At 62.8% G+C, this 19,639-nt stretch carries 19 protein-coding genes and 1 riboswitch; of the genes, 10 read left to right on the forward strand and 9 right to left on the reverse strand.

Annotated features, from left to right (window positions below; all coding sequences use genetic code 11):
• Window positions 1-127 precede the first annotated feature (127 nt).
• Genes EN807_RS02255 through ugpC form a run of 4 tightly spaced genes read left to right on the forward strand, consistent with a single transcriptional unit; the run spans window position 128 to window position 5,103 of the window.
• Complete coding sequence (locus EN807_RS02255; protein WP_127206654.1) at window positions 128-1,141, forward strand: sugar ABC transporter permease; 1,014 nt, start codon at window positions 128-130, stop codon at window positions 1,139-1,141.
• Window position 1,142: 1 nt separating this feature from the next.
• Window positions 1,143-2,297, forward strand: coding sequence for a carbohydrate ABC transporter permease (locus EN807_RS02260; RefSeq protein WP_127316995.1), 1,155 nt, complete (start codon window positions 1,143-1,145; stop codon window positions 2,295-2,297).
• Window positions 2,298-2,301: 4 nt separating this feature from the next.
• A complete protein-coding gene (locus EN807_RS02265; RefSeq protein WP_135933719.1) occupies window positions 2,302-3,966 on the forward strand; it encodes an alpha-glucosidase in 1,665 nt (554 codons plus the stop codon).
• A gap of 24 nt (window positions 3,967-3,990) precedes the next feature.
• Entirely contained in the window at window positions 3,991-5,103 is a 1,113-nt protein-coding gene (ugpC, locus tag EN807_RS02270; RefSeq protein WP_135933720.1) for a sn-glycerol-3-phosphate ABC transporter ATP-binding protein UgpC, read from the forward strand.
• A gap of 95 nt (window positions 5,104-5,198) precedes the next feature.
• Here ugpC and EN807_RS02275 read toward each other — a convergent pair whose 3' ends face one another.
• From EN807_RS02275 to EN807_RS02285, 3 genes are all read right to left on the reverse strand, one after another.
• Window positions 5,199-5,417 carry a DUF680 domain-containing protein gene (locus EN807_RS02275; RefSeq protein WP_135933721.1) on the reverse strand — a complete coding sequence of 73 codons (219 nt, stop codon included), beginning with the start codon at window positions 5,415-5,417 and terminating at the stop codon, window positions 5,199-5,201.
• Between the two features lie 72 nt (window positions 5,418-5,489).
• The gene (locus tag EN807_RS02280) at window positions 5,490-5,711 is read right to left on the reverse strand and encodes a DUF680 domain-containing protein (RefSeq protein ID WP_135933722.1); all 222 of its coding nucleotides are present in this window, start codon (window positions 5,709-5,711) and stop codon (window positions 5,490-5,492) included.
• Between the two features lie 88 nt (window positions 5,712-5,799).
• Window positions 5,800-6,003 carry a DUF680 domain-containing protein gene (locus EN807_RS02285; protein WP_135933723.1) on the reverse strand — a complete coding sequence of 68 codons (204 nt, stop codon included), beginning with the start codon at window positions 6,001-6,003 and terminating at the stop codon, window positions 5,800-5,802.
• A gap of 524 nt (window positions 6,004-6,527) precedes the next feature.
• Window positions 6,528-6,731, forward strand: a riboswitch (cobalamin riboswitch).
• A gap of 212 nt (window positions 6,732-6,943) precedes the next feature.
• Here EN807_RS02285 and EN807_RS02290 point away from each other — a divergent pair.
• Together EN807_RS02290 and EN807_RS02295 are read left to right on the forward strand one after the other, a co-directional pair.
• Window positions 6,944-8,191: an aromatic ring-hydroxylating dioxygenase subunit alpha gene (locus EN807_RS02290; protein ID WP_135933724.1), complete on the forward strand. Its 1,248-nt coding sequence runs from the start codon at window positions 6,944-6,946 to the stop codon at window positions 8,189-8,191.
• Window positions 8,192-8,214: 23 nt separating this feature from the next.
• Window positions 8,215-9,345 carry a hybrid-cluster NAD(P)-dependent oxidoreductase gene (locus EN807_RS02295; RefSeq protein WP_135935755.1) on the forward strand — a complete coding sequence of 377 codons (1,131 nt, stop codon included), beginning with the start codon at window positions 8,215-8,217 and terminating at the stop codon, window positions 9,343-9,345.
• Between the two features lie 117 nt (window positions 9,346-9,462).
• Here the strand turns inward: EN807_RS02295 and EN807_RS02300 are convergent, their stop codons facing one another.
• The 5 genes from EN807_RS02300 to EN807_RS02320 all read right to left on the reverse strand — a co-directional run bounded on the left by EN807_RS02300 (window position 9,463) and on the right by EN807_RS02320 (window position 13,991).
• A complete protein-coding gene (locus EN807_RS02300) occupies window positions 9,463-10,209 on the reverse strand; it encodes an FAD-binding oxidoreductase (RefSeq protein WP_135933725.1) in 747 nt (248 codons plus the stop codon).
• Window positions 10,206-10,817 carry a molybdopterin-dependent oxidoreductase gene (locus EN807_RS02305; RefSeq protein ID WP_135933726.1) on the reverse strand — a complete coding sequence of 204 codons (612 nt, stop codon included), beginning with the start codon at window positions 10,815-10,817 and terminating at the stop codon, window positions 10,206-10,208. Before EN807_RS02305 ends, EN807_RS02300 begins: the two co-directional genes overlap by 4 nt.
• A 425-nt stretch (window positions 10,818-11,242) precedes the next feature.
• On the reverse strand, window positions 11,243-11,974 hold the full coding sequence (locus EN807_RS02310; protein WP_135933727.1) for an MBL fold metallo-hydrolase: 732 nt from the start codon (window positions 11,972-11,974) through the stop codon (window positions 11,243-11,245).
• Window positions 11,975-11,990: 16 nt separating this feature from the next.
• On the reverse strand, window positions 11,991-13,157 hold the full coding sequence (locus tag EN807_RS02315) for a diphosphate--fructose-6-phosphate 1-phosphotransferase (RefSeq protein WP_135933728.1): 1,167 nt from the start codon (window positions 13,155-13,157) through the stop codon (window positions 11,991-11,993).
• A 120-nt stretch (window positions 13,158-13,277) separates the two neighbouring features.
• Complete coding sequence (locus tag EN807_RS02320) at window positions 13,278-13,991, reverse strand: L,D-transpeptidase (RefSeq protein ID WP_189522442.1); 714 nt, start codon at window positions 13,989-13,991, stop codon at window positions 13,278-13,280.
• Window positions 13,992-14,258: 267 nt separating this feature from the next.
• Between EN807_RS02320 and EN807_RS02325 the strand changes: the two genes are divergently transcribed.
• The 3 genes from EN807_RS02325 to xylB all read left to right on the forward strand — a co-directional run bounded on the left by EN807_RS02325 (window position 14,259) and on the right by xylB (window position 17,750).
• Window positions 14,259-14,882 carry a LysE family translocator gene (locus tag EN807_RS02325; RefSeq protein WP_135933730.1) on the forward strand — a complete coding sequence of 208 codons (624 nt, stop codon included), beginning with the start codon at window positions 14,259-14,261 and terminating at the stop codon, window positions 14,880-14,882.
• A gap of 9 nt (window positions 14,883-14,891) precedes the next feature.
• Window positions 14,892-16,214: a tetratricopeptide repeat protein gene (locus EN807_RS02330; protein WP_135933731.1), complete on the forward strand. Its 1,323-nt coding sequence runs from the start codon at window positions 14,892-14,894 to the stop codon at window positions 16,212-16,214.
• An 81-nt stretch (window positions 16,215-16,295) separates the two neighbouring features.
• Window positions 16,296-17,750 carry a xylulokinase gene (gene xylB / locus EN807_RS02335; RefSeq protein WP_135933732.1) on the forward strand — a complete coding sequence of 485 codons (1,455 nt, stop codon included), beginning with the start codon at window positions 16,296-16,298 and terminating at the stop codon, window positions 17,748-17,750.
• Window positions 17,751-17,785: 35 nt separating this feature from the next.
• Here xylB and EN807_RS02340 read toward each other — a convergent pair whose 3' ends face one another.
• Window positions 17,786-18,148 (reverse strand): nuclear transport factor 2 family protein, encoded by a 363-nt coding sequence (locus EN807_RS02340; protein ID WP_135933733.1) that lies wholly within the window; start codon window positions 18,146-18,148, stop codon window positions 17,786-17,788.
• Window positions 18,149-18,261: 113 nt separating this feature from the next.
• On the opposite strand from EN807_RS02340, the gene xylA reads away from it, so the two are divergent.
• Window positions 18,262-19,587 carry a xylose isomerase gene (gene xylA, locus EN807_RS02345; protein WP_135933734.1) on the forward strand — a complete coding sequence of 442 codons (1,326 nt, stop codon included), beginning with the start codon at window positions 18,262-18,264 and terminating at the stop codon, window positions 19,585-19,587.
• Window positions 19,588-19,639 lie beyond the last annotated feature (52 nt).

Consider the following 19,639-nt stretch of genomic DNA (forward strand, 5'->3'; position numbering starts at 1 on the left):
TCCGGCATGACGCGCGACCAGCAAGACCCCGCCTTGCATCCGGTCGCGTTCCAAACAACTGAATCGGCGCATGATCCGTCGCCAAAGCCATTCTCGACTGGCGGATCATGCGCAGAGGGAGGGACCCGTGGCGGCTCAGATTTTCTCGGCCATATTCGTCATCATCGTCGGCGTCGGCGGCTGCGTCGCCTACTTCTGGGGCGCCAACAAGCTGGTGGACATCATCTTCCCGTCGCGCGGCGTTGCAGGTGCTGCAGCCATCGACAATCTGCGCCGGCAGGGGATGATCCGGCCGTGGCTGTTCGTCGGCCCGGCCATGATCATCCTAACCATCTACCTGATCTACCCGGTCGTGGAGACGCTCAGGCTGTCGTTCCTCGATCGCGGTGGCGCCAACTTCGTCGGCTTCGCCAATTATGAATGGGCGTTCGGCGACCGCGAGTTCCGCACTTCCATCCTCAACAACATCATCTGGCTGGCGGTCGTGCCTGCCGCCTGCACTTTCCTCGGGCTGATCATCGCTGTCCTCACCGACAAGATCTGGTGGGGCACTATCGCCAAGAGCCTCATCTTCCTGCCGTTGGCCATCTCGTTTGTCGGCGCCAGCGTCATCTGGAAATTCATCTACGAGTATCGCGGCGCGGGCCAGACGCAGATCGGCCTGCTCAACGCCATCATCCAGTATTTCGGCGGCCAGCCGCAGGTCTGGATATCGCTGCCGTTCTGGAACAATTTCTTCCTGATGATCATCCTGATCTGGATACAGACCGGCTTTGCCATGGTCATCCTGTCCTCTGCCTTGCGGGGTATCCCCGAAGAGACGCTGGAAGCGGCCGTCATCGACGGCGCCAATCCGTTCCAGATCTTCTGGAAGATCATGGTGCCGCAGATCTGGGGCACGATCGCCGTCGTCTGGACCACCATCACCATCCTGGTGCTGAAGGTTTTCGACATCGTGCTGACCATGACCAATGGCCAATGGAACAGCCAGGTGCTGGCCAATCTGATGTTCGACTGGATGTTCCGCGGCGGCGGCGATTTCGGCCGCGGCGCCACCATCGCCATCATCATCATGATCGCGGTCATTCCGATCATGGTCTGGAACATCCGCCAGGCCAACAAAGAAACGGGAGGACATTGAGATGGCCGTGGCGACCGGAAAGTCCTTTGCCAGCCGTTTCGGCGTCCATATCGCTGTCTTCATCTTCGTCGCGATCTGGACCGTGCCGACGCTCGGCATTCTCGTCTCATCGCTTCGCGACAAGGATCAGATCATCGCCTCGGGCTGGTGGAACTCGTTCGCCAGTTCCACCCAGACGGAAGCGGGCCGGCTGCCACCCGCCTCGGCGCAAGTCGAGAAGGACGGCAAGTTCGTCCTCGAGGGCAACATCTTCGGCGACGATCCGGCCCGCGACATCAGCGCCTTCGGCGTCAAGTCGGCGGCGCCGACGCAATATCCCGCCGGCACGACAGCCGATCTTGGCGACGGCGAGACCTTGCAGCTCAACGCCGACGGCAGTTTCGTCATGACCTCACCGAAGCCCTTTGAGGGCGAGCGCGGCCAGCGCGTCTACTACGCCTCGTCGGCGCCGCCGAAATTCACCACCGACAATTACAATACGGTGCTGTTTTCGGAAGGCATCGGCCGCTCCTTCATGAATTCGCTGACCGTCACCATTCCGGCGACGGTCATCCCGATCCTGATCGCGGCGTTCGCGGCCTATGCGCTGGCCTGGATGCGCTTTCCTGGCCGGGCGTTGCTCATCGCGGTGATCATCGGCCTCTTGGTCGTGCCGCTGCAGATGTCGCTGATCCCGCTGCTGAAGCTCTACAACGGCGTCGGCAGCTTCTTCGGCGTGCCGTCGAAAACCTATCTCGGCATCTGGCTGGCGCATACCGGCTTCGGCCTGCCCTTCGCCATCTATCTCCTCAGAAGCTACATTGCCGGCCTGCCGCGCGAAATCATGGAATCGGCGCGCATCGACGGCGCCAGTGATTTCGAGATCTTCGTCAAGATCGTGCTGCCGCTGTCGTTTCCGGTGCTGGCCTCCTTCGCCATATTCCAGTTCCTGTGGGTGTGGAACGACCTGCTGGTCGCGATGGTTTTCCTCGGCACCGAGGGCGACCAGATCGTGCTGACCGCCAAGCTCAACGCATTGCTCGGCTCGCGCGGCGGCGACTGGGAGATCCTGACGACATCGGCTTTCATCACGATCGTCGTGCCGCTGATCGTGTTCTTCTCGCTGCAGCGCTATTTCGTCCGCGGGCTGCTTGCCGGCTCGGTGAAGGGAGGTTGAGCTCATGCAATCCGCTGTGAAAGCGACGTTGAGACCCGACCTCGCAGTCGACCGCGACTGGTGGCGAGGCGCCGTGATCTACCAGATCTATCCGCGCAGCTACCAGGACTCGGACGGCGACGGCATCGGCGACCTCAAGGGCATCATCGGCAGGCTGCCCTACATCGCGGCGCTCGGCGTCGATGCCATCTGGATCTCGCCGTTCTTCAAGTCGCCGATGAAGGATTTCGGCTACGACGTATCAGACTATTGCGACGTCGATCCGATGTTCGGCACGCTGGCCGATTTCGATGCCCTGACCGCCGAGGCGCACAGGGTCGGGCTCAAGGTGATGGTCGACGAGGTGCTGTCGCATACCGCCGACATCCATCCGTGGTTTAGGGAAAGCCGCTCGAGCCGAACCAATCCGAAGGCGGACTGGTATGTCTGGGCCGACGCCAGGCCCGACGGCACGCCACCCAACAACTGGCTGTCGATCTTCGGCGGCTCGGCCTGGCAGTGGGACACCAGCCGCCAGCAATATTACCTGCATAATTTCCTGGCCGAGCAGCCCGATCTCAACTTCCACAGCCGCGCGGTCCAGGATGCGCTGCTCGATGTCACCCGCTTCTGGCTGGAGCGCGGCGTCGACGGCTTCCGCCTCGATACCATCAACTTCTACTTCCACAGCCAGGGCCTGGAGGACAATCCGCCGCTGCCGCCCGAAGAGCGCAACGACCAGACCGCTCCTTCCGTCAACCCTTACAACTACCAGGACCATCTCTACGACAAGAGCCGCCCCGAAAATCTCGGCTTCCTAGAACGCTTCCGCGCGCTGCTCGACGAATATCCGGCGACGGCGGCGGTCGGCGAAGTCGGCGATTCGCAGCGCGGGCTCGAGGTGGTGGCGGCCTATACCGCCGGCAGCAAGCGCGTGCACATGTGCTATTCGTTCGACTTCCTGGCGCCCGAAAAGATCAGCGCGGCAAAGGTGCGTTCGGTGCTGGAAGCCTTCGGCAAGGTTGCGAGCGACGGCTGGTCGTGCTGGGCCTTCTCCAACCATGACGTGATGCGCACTGCCTCGCGCTGGGCGGCGGGCGAGGCCGACCAGACCGCTTATCTCAAGGTGATCTCGGCGCTGCTGATGTCGCTGCGCGGTTCGGTCTGCATCTATCAGGGCGAGGAACTTGGCCTTGGCGAAGCGGAATTGCAATTCGAGGACCTGCAGGACCCCTACGGCATCCGCTTCTGGCCGGAGTTCAAGGGCCGCGACGGCTGCCGCACGCCGATGGTCTGGAATGGCGCCGACGGCAATGGCGGCTTCTCCAAGGTAAAGCCCTGGCTCCCCGTGCCCGCCAAGCACCTATCGCAAGCGGTCGATGTGCAGCAGGGCGACGACAGCTCGCTGCTCGAACACTACCGGCGCTTTCTCGCTTTCCGCCGTTCGCATCCGGCGCTGGCCAAGGGCGAAATAGACTTCATCGAAAGCCAGGGCGATACGGTCGCCTTCACGCGCCGCGAGGGCAACGAGCAGATCGTCTGCGCCTTCAATCTTGGCAGCCGACCGGCCGAAATCGATCTCGGCGGACGCTCGCTGCAACCCTTGCCGGGGCACGGGTTTTCGGGACAGACTGGCGTCGGCTCTATCCGCCTCGGCGGCTACGGCGCCTGGTTGGGGCGTGTCAACTGAATTTGCAATTCACTGGAGGGAATCATGGCCGATGTCACGCTAAGGCAAGTGAAGAAATCATATGGCAATCTCAACATTCTCCACGGCATCGACCTCGACATAAAGTCGGGCGAGTTCATCGTCTTCGTCGGCCCTTCCGGCTGTGGCAAGTCGACCTTGCTGCGGTCCATCGCCGGGCTTGAGGAAATCACCTCCGGGGAGCTCCGGATCGACGGCGAGGTGGTCAACGACGTGCCGCCGTCGAAGCGGGGCATCGCCATGGTGTTCCAGTCCTATGCGCTCTATCCGCACATGACCGTCTACGACAACATGGCGTTCTCGATGAAGATCGGCAAGGAGAGCAAGGCAGAGATCGACAAGCGGGTGCGCCAGGCCGCGGAAATCCTGCAGCTGACAAAATATCTCGACCGCCTGCCCAAGGCGATGTCGGGCGGCCAGCGCCAGCGCGTCGCCATCGGCCGCGCCATCGTGCGCAACCCGAAGGTTTTCCTGTTCGACGAGCCGCTGTCGAACCTCGACGCGGCACTGCGCGTCGCCACCCGCATCGAGATCGCCAAGCTCAAGGAGTCGATGCCGGCTACAACGATGATCTACGTCACCCACGACCAGGTCGAGGCGATGACGCTGGCGGACCGCATCGTTGTGCTCAAGGAGGGCCATATCGAGCAGGTCGGCACGCCGATGGATCTCTACAAGAAACCCGGCAATCTGTTCGTTGCCCAGTTCATCGGCTCGCCGGCAATGAACATCCTGCCGGCGACAATCGACAAATCAGGCGACCCGACCGTCGTCAGTCATGTCGGCGGGCGCAAGGCGACGGTGCCGATCGCCACGCCGGCGTCGGCGAAGGGCGCTTCGGTCAGCTTCGGCGTGCGGCCGGAGGATCTGATGATCGCCACCGGCGCGGATTATCTTTTCGAGGGAACGGTGGATTATGTCGAGCAGCTCGGCGAGGTTCAGCTCGTCTATGTCGACATCGGCCGCGCCGACCTGCCGCTGGTGACCAAGCTGCCCGGCAATGTCGAGGTCAAGCGGGGTGCTGCGCTGCGGTTGAATGCCGATGCAGGAGACCTGCACATTTTCGACGCCGACGGACATTCCTTCACGCTCCACAAGGCGGAAGCAAAGGCGGCCTAACTGCTGGATACAGGCAGTTTGGCGAAGGCAAAAAAAAAGGCAAAAAAACAAGAGCGGCGGGCAAAGCCCGCCGCTCTTGTGCGTTCAGGTCAATGTTAGCGGCCGAACAGGTTGCGGTCGCTGCCGTGGACAGGCTTCTCGTCAGCCGGAACCGGATTCTGCGCCGGGGCCGAATTCTGGATCGAAGCCGTGTACGAGCTGTCGACCGCAACGGCCGGTTGGTTGGCGCCGTTCGATCCATAATTGTCGCTACCGGCAAATGCGCTGCCGACGACGGCCAGAACGGCGGCGGTCGCAAGAACGATCTTCTTCATTTCAGTACTCCTGGATTTTTCGTGTTCCACCAGCGCGGCGGGCAAATGCCGCCGCTGCTGTTAGGATCGACATTAGTTGTTGCCGAAGAGGTTACGGTCGCTGCCGTGGACGGGCTTCTCGTCAGCCGGAACCGGTTTTTGCGCCGAAGCCGAATTCTGAATCGAAGCCGTGTACGAGCTGTTGTCGACCGCAGCGGCCGGCTGGTTGGCGCCGTTCGATCCAAAATTGTCGCTGCCGGCAAAAGCGCTGCCGGAGACGGCCAGAATGGCGGCGGCAAGAATGATCATTTTCATTTCTAGTACTCCTGGATTCGTATCCCCTCAGCGCGGCGGCCGCAGTCGTTATGAAAGACAACGCCGTGCTGCTGTTTGGGATCAGCTGTTAATTGTTGCCGAAAAGGTTGCGATCGGCGCCCTGGACAACGGGCTTTTCAGCGTGAGCCGGCTTCTGAATGGAAGCCGTGTACGAGCTGTCGACCGCAGCGGTCGGCTGGTTGGCGCCGTTGGACCCATAATGGTCGCTGCCAGCAAAGGCGCTGCCGGTGATGGCCAGAACGGCGACGGCAGTAAGAGCAATCTTTTTCATTTTTAGTACTCCAGTATCTTTAGTTTTCCGTCCGTCTAGCGGCGTGTCTTGGGAGGAATTCGCGTCGTTCGGACAGCCCCCGATGTGGGAAGGCCCTTCGGCGGATTCCAATCACTAAGTTGTTCCGTGTGGACCAAGAATCTACATCTTGAAATTGTACCAGATGCTTCTAATAGTGTTATTTTACGTTTAGTTTTCAGAGGCTTATGCCAAAGGCGCCATTCGACCATTTGACGGATTGCCGGACCTGCGTTCACAGCGTCATGCACGCATTGTCAACAGAAACGAACCGTTCGGTTCGATTTTAGAAGCGGCTTAAAAGCCGGTGCCGAGTTGTTGTCGAATCGTTAACCATTAGGCGCCCTCAATGGTTAACATCCTGCGTGCTTTCAGAACCGGCAGCGCTCGCAGCCCGGGTGCAATTTCATCCCCCTCAAACCCCGGCCCACAGGTTTATGGCCGGCCGTGTCGCGCCGCATGGATACGATGTCGCTTTCATGCCGACAGTCAGCCAGCCCTCATGATTAGATCACGCCAACTCAGGTGCCGCTTGGTGACGACGAAGCGGAGAATTGGGAAGCCGGTCAGAACCCGGCGCTGCCCCCGCAACGGTGGTGGAGTTCAAGTCGCAACGGGAGACCACTGGGCCACAAGCCCGGGAAGGTGTCGCGATGAGCCCGCAAGGACACTCCAGAGCCCGGAAACCAGCCCGAGATTTCTAGACTCGACTGATCGCGGTGGGCGGTCAAGAGGTGGATAATGCATGTCTGGCCTGTCGCCGGCCTGCTAGCGATCCTTCCTCCATCACCACCAGTTCAGTCTTTGGAGCGACGTGCGTCCATTTGGACGCACAAAGTACGCTCCAACGCTATGAATTGCGCATCGTGCTTTCCGAATCGATTCCGATTTCGGGCCGATGCGACGGCTATGAGGACAGGACATGGATGCGCGCAACGATATGCTGAGGCTCCTGCACGGCCGCAGGGAAGGCTATTCGCTCGAGCAGCCCTTCTATACCGATGCCGATTTCTTCAAGCTCGACATGGAGCTGATCTGGTATCGCGACTGGCTGTTCATCGGCCACGATTGCGAGTTGCCGAAGCCGGGCAGCTACATCACTGCCCAGATCGGCGACTATCCGGTCGTGCTGGTCCGCGACCAGCAAGGCAGGATCAATGCCTTCCACAATTCCTGTCGGCATCGCGGCAGCCGCGTCTGCAACGCTGACAAAGGCACGGCGGCGAAGCTCGTCTGCCCCTATCACCAGTGGACCTACGAGCTGGATGGCCGGCTTTTGTTCGCAAGGCAGATGGCGGACGGCTTCGACAAGAGTCAGTTCAGCCTGAAGCCGGTGGCTTGCGAAAGCGTTGGCGGCTACATCTTCATCTGCCTGGCCAAGGAGCCCGCCGATTTCGCGCCGATGCGCGCCATGATCGAGCCTTACCTCCTGCCGCACCGGCTGCGGGAGGCAAAAATCGCCTTCGAATCGACCATCGTCGAGAAGGGCAACTGGAAGCTCGTCTGGGAAAACAACCGCGAGTGCTACCATTGCGCCGGCAACCATCCGGAACTGTGCAAGACATTCCCGGAAGCGCCGACCGTGACTGGCGTGCAGGGCGCCGATAGCGATCCGGAGATGCTCGCGCACTGGGCGAGATGCGAGGCGGCGGGCTTGCCAAGCAAGTTCCGCATCGATCCGGCCGGGCAGTATCGCGCCACCCGCGCGCCGCTGCTGCGCGATGCCGTCAGCTACACGATGACGGGAAGACGCGCGGTGAAGAAGAACCTTTCCGACAGCGTTTCGACCGAGCGCATCGGCTCGCTGCTGCTCTATCACTATCCGACGACCTGGAACCACATCCTCGGCGACCATGCCGTCACCTTCCGCGTGCTGCCGATCAGCGCCACGGAAACGGCCGTCACCACCAAATGGCTCGTCCACAAGGACGCGGTCGAAGGCGTCGATTACGATCTCGCCGAACTCACCCATGTCTGGACCGAGACCAACGATCAGGACCGCCGCATCGTCGAGGAAAACGCCTTCGGCATCCTGTCGCCGGCCTATGAGCCCGGCCCCTATTCTGAACTGCATGAGGGCGGCGTCATCCAGTTCGTCGAATGGTACGCCTCCTTCATCGGGCCGCGCCTTGCCGAGGACGGCCGGCCGGCGTTGCGCAGCGTCGCCTGAGAAAGGTCAAGGGTATGAATGCGATGACGGATCTCGGGCTCTACCGCCATCTCGACGAAATGGCGCCCTGGAACGACAGGCTTCAGGTGCTGGAAGTGATCGGCGTCAGCGACGAGGCGCCTGACGTGAAGACCTTCACCTTCCGCTCCGACAACCAGACCTGGTTCCGCTACAGACCGGGGCAGTTCGTGACGCTTGAACTGCCGACCACTGAGGGCCCGCTGATGCGGACCTATACGCTGTCGTCCTCGCCGTCGCGGCCGTTCTCGATCGCGGTGACGGTGAAAGCGCAGGCCGGCAGCCTCGGCACACGCTGGATGTTCGACAATCTGAAACCCGGCGTTCACGTGAAAGCCTATGGGCCGACCGGCGACTTTTCGCTGCACAGCCACCCCGCGGCCAAGTATCTGTTCATTTCGGCCGGCTCCGGCGTGACACCGATGATGTCAATGCTTCGCTGGCTGAACGACTGCGCGCCATGGACAGATGTCGGCTTCGTCAACTGCGCACGAAAGCCCGAGGAGATCATCTTCCGCAAGGAGCTCGAACTGCTCGGCAGCCGCATGCCGGGCCTAACGCTTGGCTTCATGATCGAGGAGCGCTCCAGCCGCGAGGGCTGGTTCGGCCATATGGGCCGGATCGACGCGATACGGCTGCCGCTGCTGGCGCCCGATTTTCGCGAGCGCGAAATTTTCTGCTGTGGTCCCGACCCGTTCATGCGCGCCGTGCAGCAGATGCTTGAGGCGGCCGGATTCGACCTGGCCAACTATCATCAGGAGAGCTTTGCGGCCCCAGTGGTGGAGGAAAAACTGGCCCCGTTCACATCACTGGCAAAGGGTGGGCCGGCAGAGGGTGGGCCGGCAGAGGGCGGGGTCGAGGCACCTGCCGAGGCCGCAACGCCGATCCGCTTCTCGCTTTCGGATGTCGATGCCGACTGCGTTGCCGGCCAGACCGTGCTGCAGACGGCGCGCGCTTCGGGCGTGCGCATCCCAGCGGCTTGCGAGTTCGGCCTGTGTGGAACCTGCAAGGTGAAAAAGGTCTCGGGCACAGTCGAGATGAGCCACAATGGCGGCATCCTCGATCACGAGATCGATGATGGCTTCATCCTTGCCTGCTGTACGAAGCCACTGACGGCGCTCGAAATCGACGCCTGACCGGCGAGGCGGCTAAAGCGCGTCGCGTTTGGCCGGCCTTATGCGACGCGCTTTACGTTGTCGTTTTCTATGCATGTCGTTATCGCAAAACCGCTGCACACTTTTGCGCGACATGCATTAAACCCCATAGCGCTCGGTGCGGATGAGGCCTGCCGGAACGCCGGCATCGATCAGCGCCTGAGCGGCGGCCGACACGAAAGCATTCGAGCCGCAGACAAAAGCGAATCTTGGCGGCGCGGAGAGCCGCACCATCGATTGCTCTATCATCGCGGCATCGACCCGCCGCGAATAGTCCGCCGGGCGCCGGGCGGCCTCGCGGGTCAGCGTCAGCACCAGATCGAAGCCGTCCCGACGATCGTGGAAGTCGATCAGTTCGTCGCGAAAGATCACCTCGCCCCAGACCCGTGCGGAAAACACCAGTGCCACGGGCACCGCCGATCTGCGCGCCGCGCGATGGCGGATCATCGCCATAAGCGGAACCACGCCGGACCCGCCGCCGACCAGCAGAAGCGGGCCGCCGTCGCCGTCGGACCAGACGAAGTGGCCGCCGAGCGGTCCGCGCAATTCGACCTCGTCGCCAACAGCCGCGATATCGTGGAAGAACGGCGAGACCTCGCCATCATCGAGCCTTTCGATCGCCAGTTCGATCGTCTCGCCGGCTTCCGGTGCCGAGGCGATCGAGTAGGAGCGACCCGCCTGATAGCCGTCCGGCGCCGTCAGCCTGACATCGACATGCTGCCCGGCACGATAGGCGAAGGGCCGCGACGGCTCGAGGAAAAAGCTGGTGACGCGCGGCGTGCGCTTTTCGATGCGTCGGATGGTGACGGTCTGCCAGGGCGACTGCGCCGCCGGCCCGTCGCTCATGGATCGCCCGTATAGCGCTGCTCGCGCCACGGGTCGCCATAGATGTGATAGCCGCGCAACTCCCAGAACCCGGGCTCGTCGCGCTCGGTGAACTGCAGCCCGTTCAGCCATTTGGCCGATTTCCAGAAATAGAGATGCGGAACCAGCAGCCGCGCCGGGCCGCCATGGTCCGGCGTGATCGGCTTGCCTTCGTAAAGCAGCGCCACCATCGCCTTGCCGGCGGTGAGATCTTTCGTCGGCACGTTGGTGGTGTAGCCGTCGAAGGACAGCGCCAGCGTGAAGGGGCTCAGTGGATCAATGCCGGCATCCGCCAGAATATCGTCGACCAGCACGCCCTGCCACGCCGTGTCGAACCTGGTCCACGCGGTGACACAATGGATATCGCGCGTCATCTTGGTCAAAGGCAGTGCGTTGAACTCTGTCCAGTTCCACCTCTTGATCGGCCGCGGTCCGTGCTTGAGCGTGAACGACCAGTCCTCGGTGCGCACGCGCGGCGTCGGCCCGGCCGACAGCACCGGGAATCCTTGCTCGAGATACTGCCCGGGCGGGATGCGCGCATCCGCATCCGTAGGGGGCTTTCGTCCTGAAGAGAAGCCGCGGGTGACCATCGAGACAATCCGTTTGCTTGAGGCCGTCTGTCGGCCTTCACCAGTCTTCTCGAAGATGCTCTGCCGGGCAACCAGAATCTTGACGGACGTGTCGAGGGTCGTCTTGCCTGTCTCGCCTGGAGGCAGCCGACCGGATCGACAGCCCCCGTATCTAGGGCGGCGATCGCGGTTACCAGATGATATTACGAAGATTTAATTTATCGGGTCGGTGTCGCCCGCTCGCCAGATGCATGGCTGGAGTCGAACCCTTGATGAAGAGGAGTAGCGCCGACCTGAAACAAGAAACCCGCCTGGCGGCGGGTTGTTGGCGCGATCAGCACTATGCGGAAATCGATAACATAATGCACAAAGCAAGAACAAATTGCCGACAGGGATCACGAGCTCGCATCTCTTCCCGGCTCTGTCCTGCCGGCCATCGAAGCCTCTTATGCGCCGATCCCGTCTGTCCGCCTGAGATAGCCGTTGGCGATCTCGCGCATCCGTTTGGCGTCGAAGCTCGGGCCGTGGCCGCCATGCCCGATGCGGATCGGCAGATCGAGCAGCCGCTGCATCGTCCGGCGATAGGCTGATCGGTCGGAGTCCGGCAGGTCGTCGATCAGCATCGCGTCGTAGATGGCTTCGCCGGCGAAGAACAGGCCGTCGGCCTCGTCGAACAACGCGATCGAATCGGGCGAATGGCCGGGCAGGTGCAGCACGCGGAATTGCCGGTCGCCGAGATCGACCGTGTCGCCCTCGTCAAGTGTTCGCGTCAGCGGCGCCGGCGGAATTTTGTAATCGGCAGCTTTCCAGCCGGGCGCCGGCAGCTTCGAGACGGCGCCGTCGAGATCGTGGAACATGTGGGCGTAGGTGACGGCGTCATCCATGCTGTTGAAATACGCGGCGCTGTGTCTCGGCCCGGCCCGCAGCGGGAATTCGTGCAGCGAGCCGACATGGTCGAGATGGATATGGGTGGCGACGACGAGCAGCGGCTTACCCGCCGGCGTGTCGATCTCCGGCGCCAGCGGGCGGATGCCCATGCCGGTGTCGACAAGCAGGTCGACGTCGCGGCCGCGAAGATGCCAGATGTTGGCGCGCACGAAATCATGCACGAACGGCTCGGTCAGCATGGTTGTAACGGCGTCGATCTTCGTCTTGCTGAACCAGTCAATATCCGGCATCAGAAGCGAGCCGGCATCAGACGAACGGTTTTCCAACCTTGTATTTTTCGGGAACCAGTCGCTTCAGATAGGCCATGCCGGCATCGGAGAGCTGGTTGACCTGCGGCAGCATGAAATCGTCGGGCATGTGGCGGGTCTTGCCGGCGACGTTTTGCAGCGGCACCTTCTTCAGCACGGTTTTCTTGCCGTCATATTGCAGCGCCACCGAGCCGCCGCCCTGTTCGGCGACAGCGACCGCAAAAACGCCGGCCTCGAAGGCTTCCTGCGCATCGACGGCGTTGATGGCGCCGACATAGCCGCGCGGCATGTAGCCGAGCGCATCGACACGCGCCCGCTTGCCCGGCAATCCTTCGGCCAGCGCGCGCTCGAGGGCGGCCGGCAGGTCGCTGCCCGACAACTTGACGTTGCCATGCGCATCGCGCTCCAGTTTCTCCGCCGGCACAAGGCTTTCGACCAGTGCCTTGCCGTCGGCGGTGCTGACGCCTTCGGACACGGCAACGATGCAGCGCTTGTGGCGGTCGAGCGTAGCGCGCACGTCGTCGATGAAGGCCGCAGCCGAGAACGGCCGCTCCGGCACATAGATGAGATGCGGGCCGCTGTCGGGGTCAAGCTGCCATGCGGCAGCGGCGGCGGTGAGGAAGCCGGCATGCCGCCCCATGACTATGCCGACATAGATACCCGGCAGAGCACGGAAGTCGAGGTCGACCGAGAGGAAGGCGCCGGCGACGAACTCGGCTGCCGAAATGAAGCCGGGCGTGTGGTCGTTCTCCTCGAGATCGTTGTCGATGGTTTTCGGCGCATGGACGAAAGCCATCTTGCCGCCGGCGGCATCGGTCAGGATCTGCTGCGTGCCCGACGTGTCGTTGCCGCCGATATAGATGAACGCGTCGGCGCCGGCCTTCTTCAGACCATTGAGGATGATCTCGCAATAGGCGTCATCCGGCTTGTCGCGCGTCGATCCAAGCGCGGCGCTCGGCGTTGCCGCAATCAGCCGCAGCCGATCCTCTGGAATGGCTGAGAGATCGACATAGTTGCCGTCACGAATGCCGCGCACGCCATGGATCGAGCCCAGGACCTTAGCGCCGGGATGCCGCTTGCGGATTTCGAGCGCGGCGCCCACCATCGTCTGGTTGATGACGGCGGTCGGGCCGCCGCCTTGCGCGATCACAAAAGTTCCGGACATGCTTCACGTCTCCCGAGCAGTGGCTTTGCAGGCACATTCGCCTGTCTTGCGAGATCACGCAACGGGAGAGTCGAGCGGCCGCGCCGGCCACGCTATCAGATCAGACGACAACCGGGAGGGTCAGACGACGACGACCGGGTTCTTGCTGGAGACGCGGCTGTAGAGGTCGATGATGTCCTGGTTGATCAGGCGAACGCAGCCCGACGACATCGCCTGGCCGATGCTCCACCATTCGGGCGAGCCGTGGATGCGGTAGCCGGTGTCGTGGCCGTTCTGGTAGATGTAGAGGGCGCGCGCGCCGAGCGGGTTGTCGAGGCCGCCGGGTTGCCCGGCCTGCCATTTCACCAGTTCCGGCTTGCGGGCGATCATCTCGGCCGGCGGCGTCCAGGTCGGCCATTCCTTGCCGTACTGGATGTTGGCGCGGCCGGACCAGCGGAAGCCTTCCTTGCCGATGCCGACGCCGTAGCGGATCGCATCACCGCCGGGCTGCACCAGGTAGAGCAGCCGCTCCTGCGAATGGACGACGATGGTGCCGGGCTGCTCGCCGGTCGGGTCGACGACGATCTGGCGACGGAACTCCGGCTTGACTTTGAGGTAGGGCACTTCCGGCAGCGTGAAGCCGCCGTCGGTGACGGAGGCATACATCACATCGGGACTGGTGATGTTCTTGTCGACGCTGATGCTTGGGCGGATGGGGGTGATCGCGCCGGTGGTGACGCCGTCGAGTTGCAGCGCCGACAAATCGAGCGTCTGGCTGCAGCCGGCGACGCCGAGCAGCGCCAGTGCACCGGCGCCGGACAACACTGCGCGGCGGGAAAGCTGGATTTCGGAAATATCGATTTCGATTTCGTCGCCATTGTACGGCGGCGTCAGACCTTGCGGCAACTCACGCATCTACCCAAACCCTACGCTGTCGGCGGGAAACACGGTCCGGCCGGATAGAGTGCATTTTCACCAATCATGGTTGAAAAAGCGTGAAGACGTCTTGCCCTTCCTTAACCTCCCGGGCCGAGCCGTCGCGCCGCACATTTTCGATGCTGCCCCTTTACATCTTTGCGAGTCCAAGGATTTATCCTTTTCTTTGAGCTCAAGGAGACGAACATGTCCTTCGAAAACTGGGCCGCCTTTGCCGCCGCCTCGACGATCCTTCTTGTCATTCCCGGCCCGACCATCCTTCTGGTCGTGTCCTATGCTCTCGGCCAGGGCTGGCGCAGCGCGCTGCCGATGGCGGTCGGCGTGGCGCTCGGCGACTTCACGGCGATGACGCTGTCGATGCTGGGCATCGGCGCGCTGCTGGCGGCGTCGGCCACCGTATTCACGCTGCTTAAGGTGATCGGCGCCGGTTATCTGATCTATCTCGGCGTAAAGCTGTTTCGCGCCGGTGGCACGCTCAAGGCCGAGCCGCGCCTAGACGCGGTGTCGTCGGCCAAGATGATGGCGCATGCCTGGCTGGTCACCGCGCTCAACCCGAAAAGCATCACCTTCTTCGTCGCCTTCCTGCCGCAGTTTCTCGACCGGCACGCCGACTTCTGGACGCAGATGCTGATCTTCGAAACGACCTTCCTGGCGCTCGCCTTCGCCAATGCCTTCGGCTACGCGTTGATCGCGGCAAGGGCGCGCAACGTCGTGCGTAATCCCCTGGCGATCCGCATCTTCAACCGCACCGGCGGCACGCTGCTGGTCGGCGCCGGCATCGCGACGGTGGCGATGCGCTCGGGCAATTGAGGACATGAAATGCCAGTCAGGGACGCATTCGGCCTGACATTTTCGGGTGCAACCGAGGCCGGGTTCTCGTCCTACAGCCAGGCTGTCCGCGAACTGCAATGCTTCATCGGCGATCCGGTCGGCTCGGTCGATCGCGCCATCGCCGAGGATCCCGACTTGGTCATGGCGCATGTGTTCAAGGGCTATCTCTTCGGCCTCGCCACCGAGCGTGAGGCGACAGCCGTGGCCGGGACTTGCTATGAGGCGTCGCTGCCGCTTGCGGCGACGCCGCGTGAGCAGGCGCATGTCGCTGCGCTCGGCCGTCTTGCCGCAGGACGCTGGCATGAAGCCGCCCGTCTGCTCGAGGATATCGCCATCGAGTTTCCGCTCGATGCGCTGGCGCTGCAGACCGGGCACCAGATCGATTTCTTCACCGGCAATGCCCGCATGCTGCGCGACCGCATCGGCCGCGCGCTGCCGTCGTGGCAAAGCGGCATGCCAGGCTACCACGCCATACTCGGCATGCAGGCGTTCGGGCTGGAGGAAATGGGCGACTTTGCGCGCGCCGAAAGGCTTGGCCGCATGGCAGTCGACATCGAGCCGCGCGACGGCTGGGCACAGCACGCCGTCGCCCATGTCATGGAAATGCAGAGCCGGCAAAAGGACGGCATCGCTTGGATGCGAGCCAACCCCGAAGCGTGGACAAAGGAAAGCTTCCTGCAAGTGCACAATTGGTGGCATCTGGCGCTGTTTCACTACGATCTCGGCGAGACCGAACAGGTGCTGGCGCTCTATGACGGGCCGATCTACGGCGAGCGCTCGACGCTGGCGCTCAACATGGTCGACGCTTCGGCGATCCTGTGGCGGCTGCATCTCGGCGGCGTCGATGTCGGCGCCCGCTGGGCGGCGCTCGCCGCCAACTGGGCCAAGGCCAGCGCCGGCAATTATGCCTTCAACGATGCCCACGCGATGATGGCGTTCATCGGCGCCGGCCAAGAAGCGCCGGTTCGCGCCTTGCTCGAGGCGCAGAGCGAGGCCATGCACGGCAACGACGACAACGCCGCCTTCACCCGCGACGTCGGCCATCCCTTGACGCTCGCCATCAAAGCATTCGGCGACGGCAACTACATCGAGACGGTGCGCCTGATCCGGCCAATCCGGGCGATCGCTCACCGGTTCGGCGGCAGCCACGCGCAACGCGACGTCATCGACCTGACGCTGATCGAAGCGGCGTTGCGTTCCGGCGATCATGCGCTGGCGAGTGCGCTTGCCGCGGAACGCGCGCTGGCACGGCCGGACAGTCCGCTCTCGGCGCTGTTCTCGCGGCGGGCCGCCGATTTGTCGGAGAATTGACCGGAGGTGGATCTTGTCTTAAAAACTGCGAAGTCAGATTTTTTCGAGATCCGAAAAAATTAATGGCAGTGGGAGGACACCATGTATCTCGGCCTCGATCTTGGCACGTCGGGCGTCAAGGCGCTTTTGATCGACGCCGGGCAGAGCGTCATCGGCTCCGGCCATGCGTCGCTCGACGTTTCGCGGCCGCATCCCGGCTGGTCGGAGCAGAACCCCGCTGACTGGATTCGCGCCTGCGAGGAGGCGATCGCCGAGCTGAAGGCTTCCCATCCGGAGCAGCTCGCTGCCATCAGAGGCATCGGCCTCTCCGGCCAGATGCACGGCGCTACATTGCTCGATGCCGGCGACCAGGTGCTGCGCCCCTGCATCCTGTGGAACGACACGCGCAGCCATGCCGAGGCGGCCAAGCTCGACGCCGATCCGCGCTTTCGCAATCTGACCGGCAACATTGTCTTCCCCGGTTTCACCGCGCCAAAGCTGGTCTGGGTGAAAAACAACGAGCCGGATGTTTTCGCCAAAGTGGCAAAGGTCTTGTTGCCGAAGGATTTCCTGCGGCTCTGGCTCACCGGCGAACATATTTCGGAGATGTCGGACTCGGCAGGCACGTCCTGGCTCGATGTCGGCAAGCGAGGCTGGTCATCCGACCTGCTTTCCGCCACATCGCTCGACGAGAAGCAGATGCCGTCACTGGTCGATGGCACTGAGAAGGCCGGCGCCCTGCGCAGCGAACTGGCCTCGAAATGGGGAATGCAGGCCGGCATCCCGATCGCCGGCGGCGCCGGCGACAATGCGGCGTCGGCCTGCGGCATGGGCACGGTCGCCGCCGGCCAGGCCTTCGTCTCGCTTGGCACGTCAGGCGTGCTGTTTGCCGCCAACGCCGCCTATCTGCCAAACCCGGAAAGCGCGGTGCATACGTTCTGCCACGCGCTGCCCGACACCTGGCACCAGATGGGCGTCATCCTGTCGGCAACCGATTCGCTCAACTGGCTGTCGGAGATATCGGGGAAAGGCGCTGGCGAGCTGACCGCGGAACTCGGCGATACGCTGAAAGCGCCGACCGGCGTGTCCTTCCTGCCCTATCTCTCCGGCGAGCGTACGCCGCACAATGACTCGGCCATCCGCGGCGCGTTCACCGGGCTTGCGCATGAATCGAGCCGCGCTGTGCTGACCCGGGCGGTAGTCGAAGGTGTGGCTTTCGCCTTCCGCGACAGTCTCGAGGCCCTGGCCACGGCCGGCACGACGCTGACGCGGGTGACGGCGATCGGCGGCGGCTCGCGCTCGCGCTATTGGCTGAAGGCAGTCGCCACCGCGCTCGGCCTGCCCGTCGACATTCCGGCCGATGGCGATTTCGGCGCTGCCTTCGGTGCGGCGCGACTCGGCATGATCGCGGCGACGGGCGCCGATCCGCTCACAGTGTGCACGGCGCCGGCCACCGATGCCACCATCGAACCGGTCGCCGCACTAAGCAATGCCTATGCGGATGCCTATCAACGCTACCGCTTGCTTTACCCAGCCATCAAGGCCGCCACGGCGTGAGTGGTTTCCCACCCCCGCCGAGGCCTGAGATGACGTCACTGTGCCGGAACCTTGTCGAGAAAGCCGGTGACGCTTTTAAGGCGGCCATTCTCGATGACGCCGATGTCGGTGCCTTCGATGACGGAATCCGTGCCTTCCGGCCCGAGATTCCACGAGAAGCGGATCGTGTCGCCAAACCCGTCCGGCTTGCCCTTCAGCGAAAACCGGAAGCCGGAAAAACGCTGCTGGACGCCTTCGATCAGTGCGGCGACGCCGTCATGGCCGTCGCCCTGCATGATCGGATCGCGGTAGCTGATGTCCTCGGTGAAGGCCGCCTTGAGCAAGGCTTGCCGTCGCATGGCGTCGCTCTCGTTCCAGGCAGTGATGTAATTTTCGGCGATCGTGTTGAGGTCGGTCATGGTCTGTCTCCTTTGTTGAGTGGCTTTGACCTGACCGTTTTCATCCAAGGCCCACGCGAAACCAATTACGCCTGAGGTAATCAGGACAGAACCATGCGAGAGGACAGACAATCATGACCAGCGGCTTTTTCGGCGACATCCAGAAGATCAAATACGAGGGGCCGGATTCGACCAATCCGCTGGCCTACCGGTTCTACAATCCCGACGAGATTGTCGCCGGCAAGCGGCTGGAAGACCATCTGCGATTTGCCGTCGCCTACTGGCATTCGTTCGCCTGGCCGGGCGGCGATCCGTTCGGCGGCCAGACTTTTGAGCGGCCGTGGTTTGCCAAGGCCGGCGGCACCGACACGATGGAGCTGGCCAAGCTCAAGGCCGATGTCGCGTTCGAGATGTTTGCGCTGCTCGGTGCCCCCTACTTCTGCTTCCACGATGCCGATGTGCGGCCGGAAGGAAAAGATTTTTCCGAAAGTGCCGCGCGCCTCGATGAGATCGCCGATCACTTTGCGGCGAAGATGAAGCAGACTGGGGTCAAGCTGCTTTGGGGGACGGCCAACCTGTTCTCCAACCGCCGCTTCATGTCGGGTGCCGCCACCAATCCCGACCCGGATGTCTTTGCCTATGCGGCAGCGACGGTGAAACACTGCATCGATGTCACCAAGCGGCTGAAAGGCGAGAACTATGTGCTGTGGGGCGGCCGCGAGGGCTATGAGACGCTGCTCAACACCGACCTTGCCCGCGAACAGGAACAGGCCGGCCGCTTCCTCAACCTGGTCGTCGATTACAAGCACCGCATCGGCTTCAAGGGCACCATTCTGATCGAGCCGAAGCCGCAGGAGCCGACAAAACACCAGTACGACTATGACGTCGCCACGGTCTACGGCTTCCTGAAACGCTTCGGGTTGGAGAAGGAGGTCAAGCTCAACATCGAGCAGGGCCATGCCATCCTGGCCGGCCATTCCTTCGAGCATGAACTGGCGCTGGCCAGTGCGCTCGGCATCTTCGGCTCGATCGACATGAACCGCAACGACTACCAGTCGGGCTGGGACACCGACCAGTTCCCCAACAATGTGCCGGAAATGGCGCTGGCCTATTACCAGGTCTTGGAGGCCGGCGGCTTCAAGTCCGGCGGCACCAATTTCGACGCCAAGTTGCGGCGACAGTCGCTCGATCCGCAGGATCTGCTGATTGGCCATATCGGCGGCATGGATTGCTGCGCACGCGGCCTCAAGGCCGCCGCGCGCATGGTCGAGGACAAGGCGCTGTCGGGACCGCTGGCCGAGCGCTATGCCGGCTGGAACTCGGCCGAGGCCAAGGCGATGCTTGCCGGCAAGCGGACGCTGGAGGAGATCACCGAACGCGTCGTCAAGAAGAAGATCGAGCCGCAGCCCAGATCCGGCCGCCAGGAACTGCTCGAGAATGTCGTCAACCGGTACGTCTGAGGTGTCGCACCGGCGGGTCTCTTGCCGATCCGCCGGCGCGAAACAGCTTTGC

The sequence above is a fragment of the Mesorhizobium sp. M5C.F.Ca.ET.164.01.1.1 genome (assembly GCF_004792125.1).
Classification (GTDB): Bacteria; Pseudomonadota; Alphaproteobacteria; order Rhizobiales; family Rhizobiaceae; genus Mesorhizobium; species Mesorhizobium wenxiniae.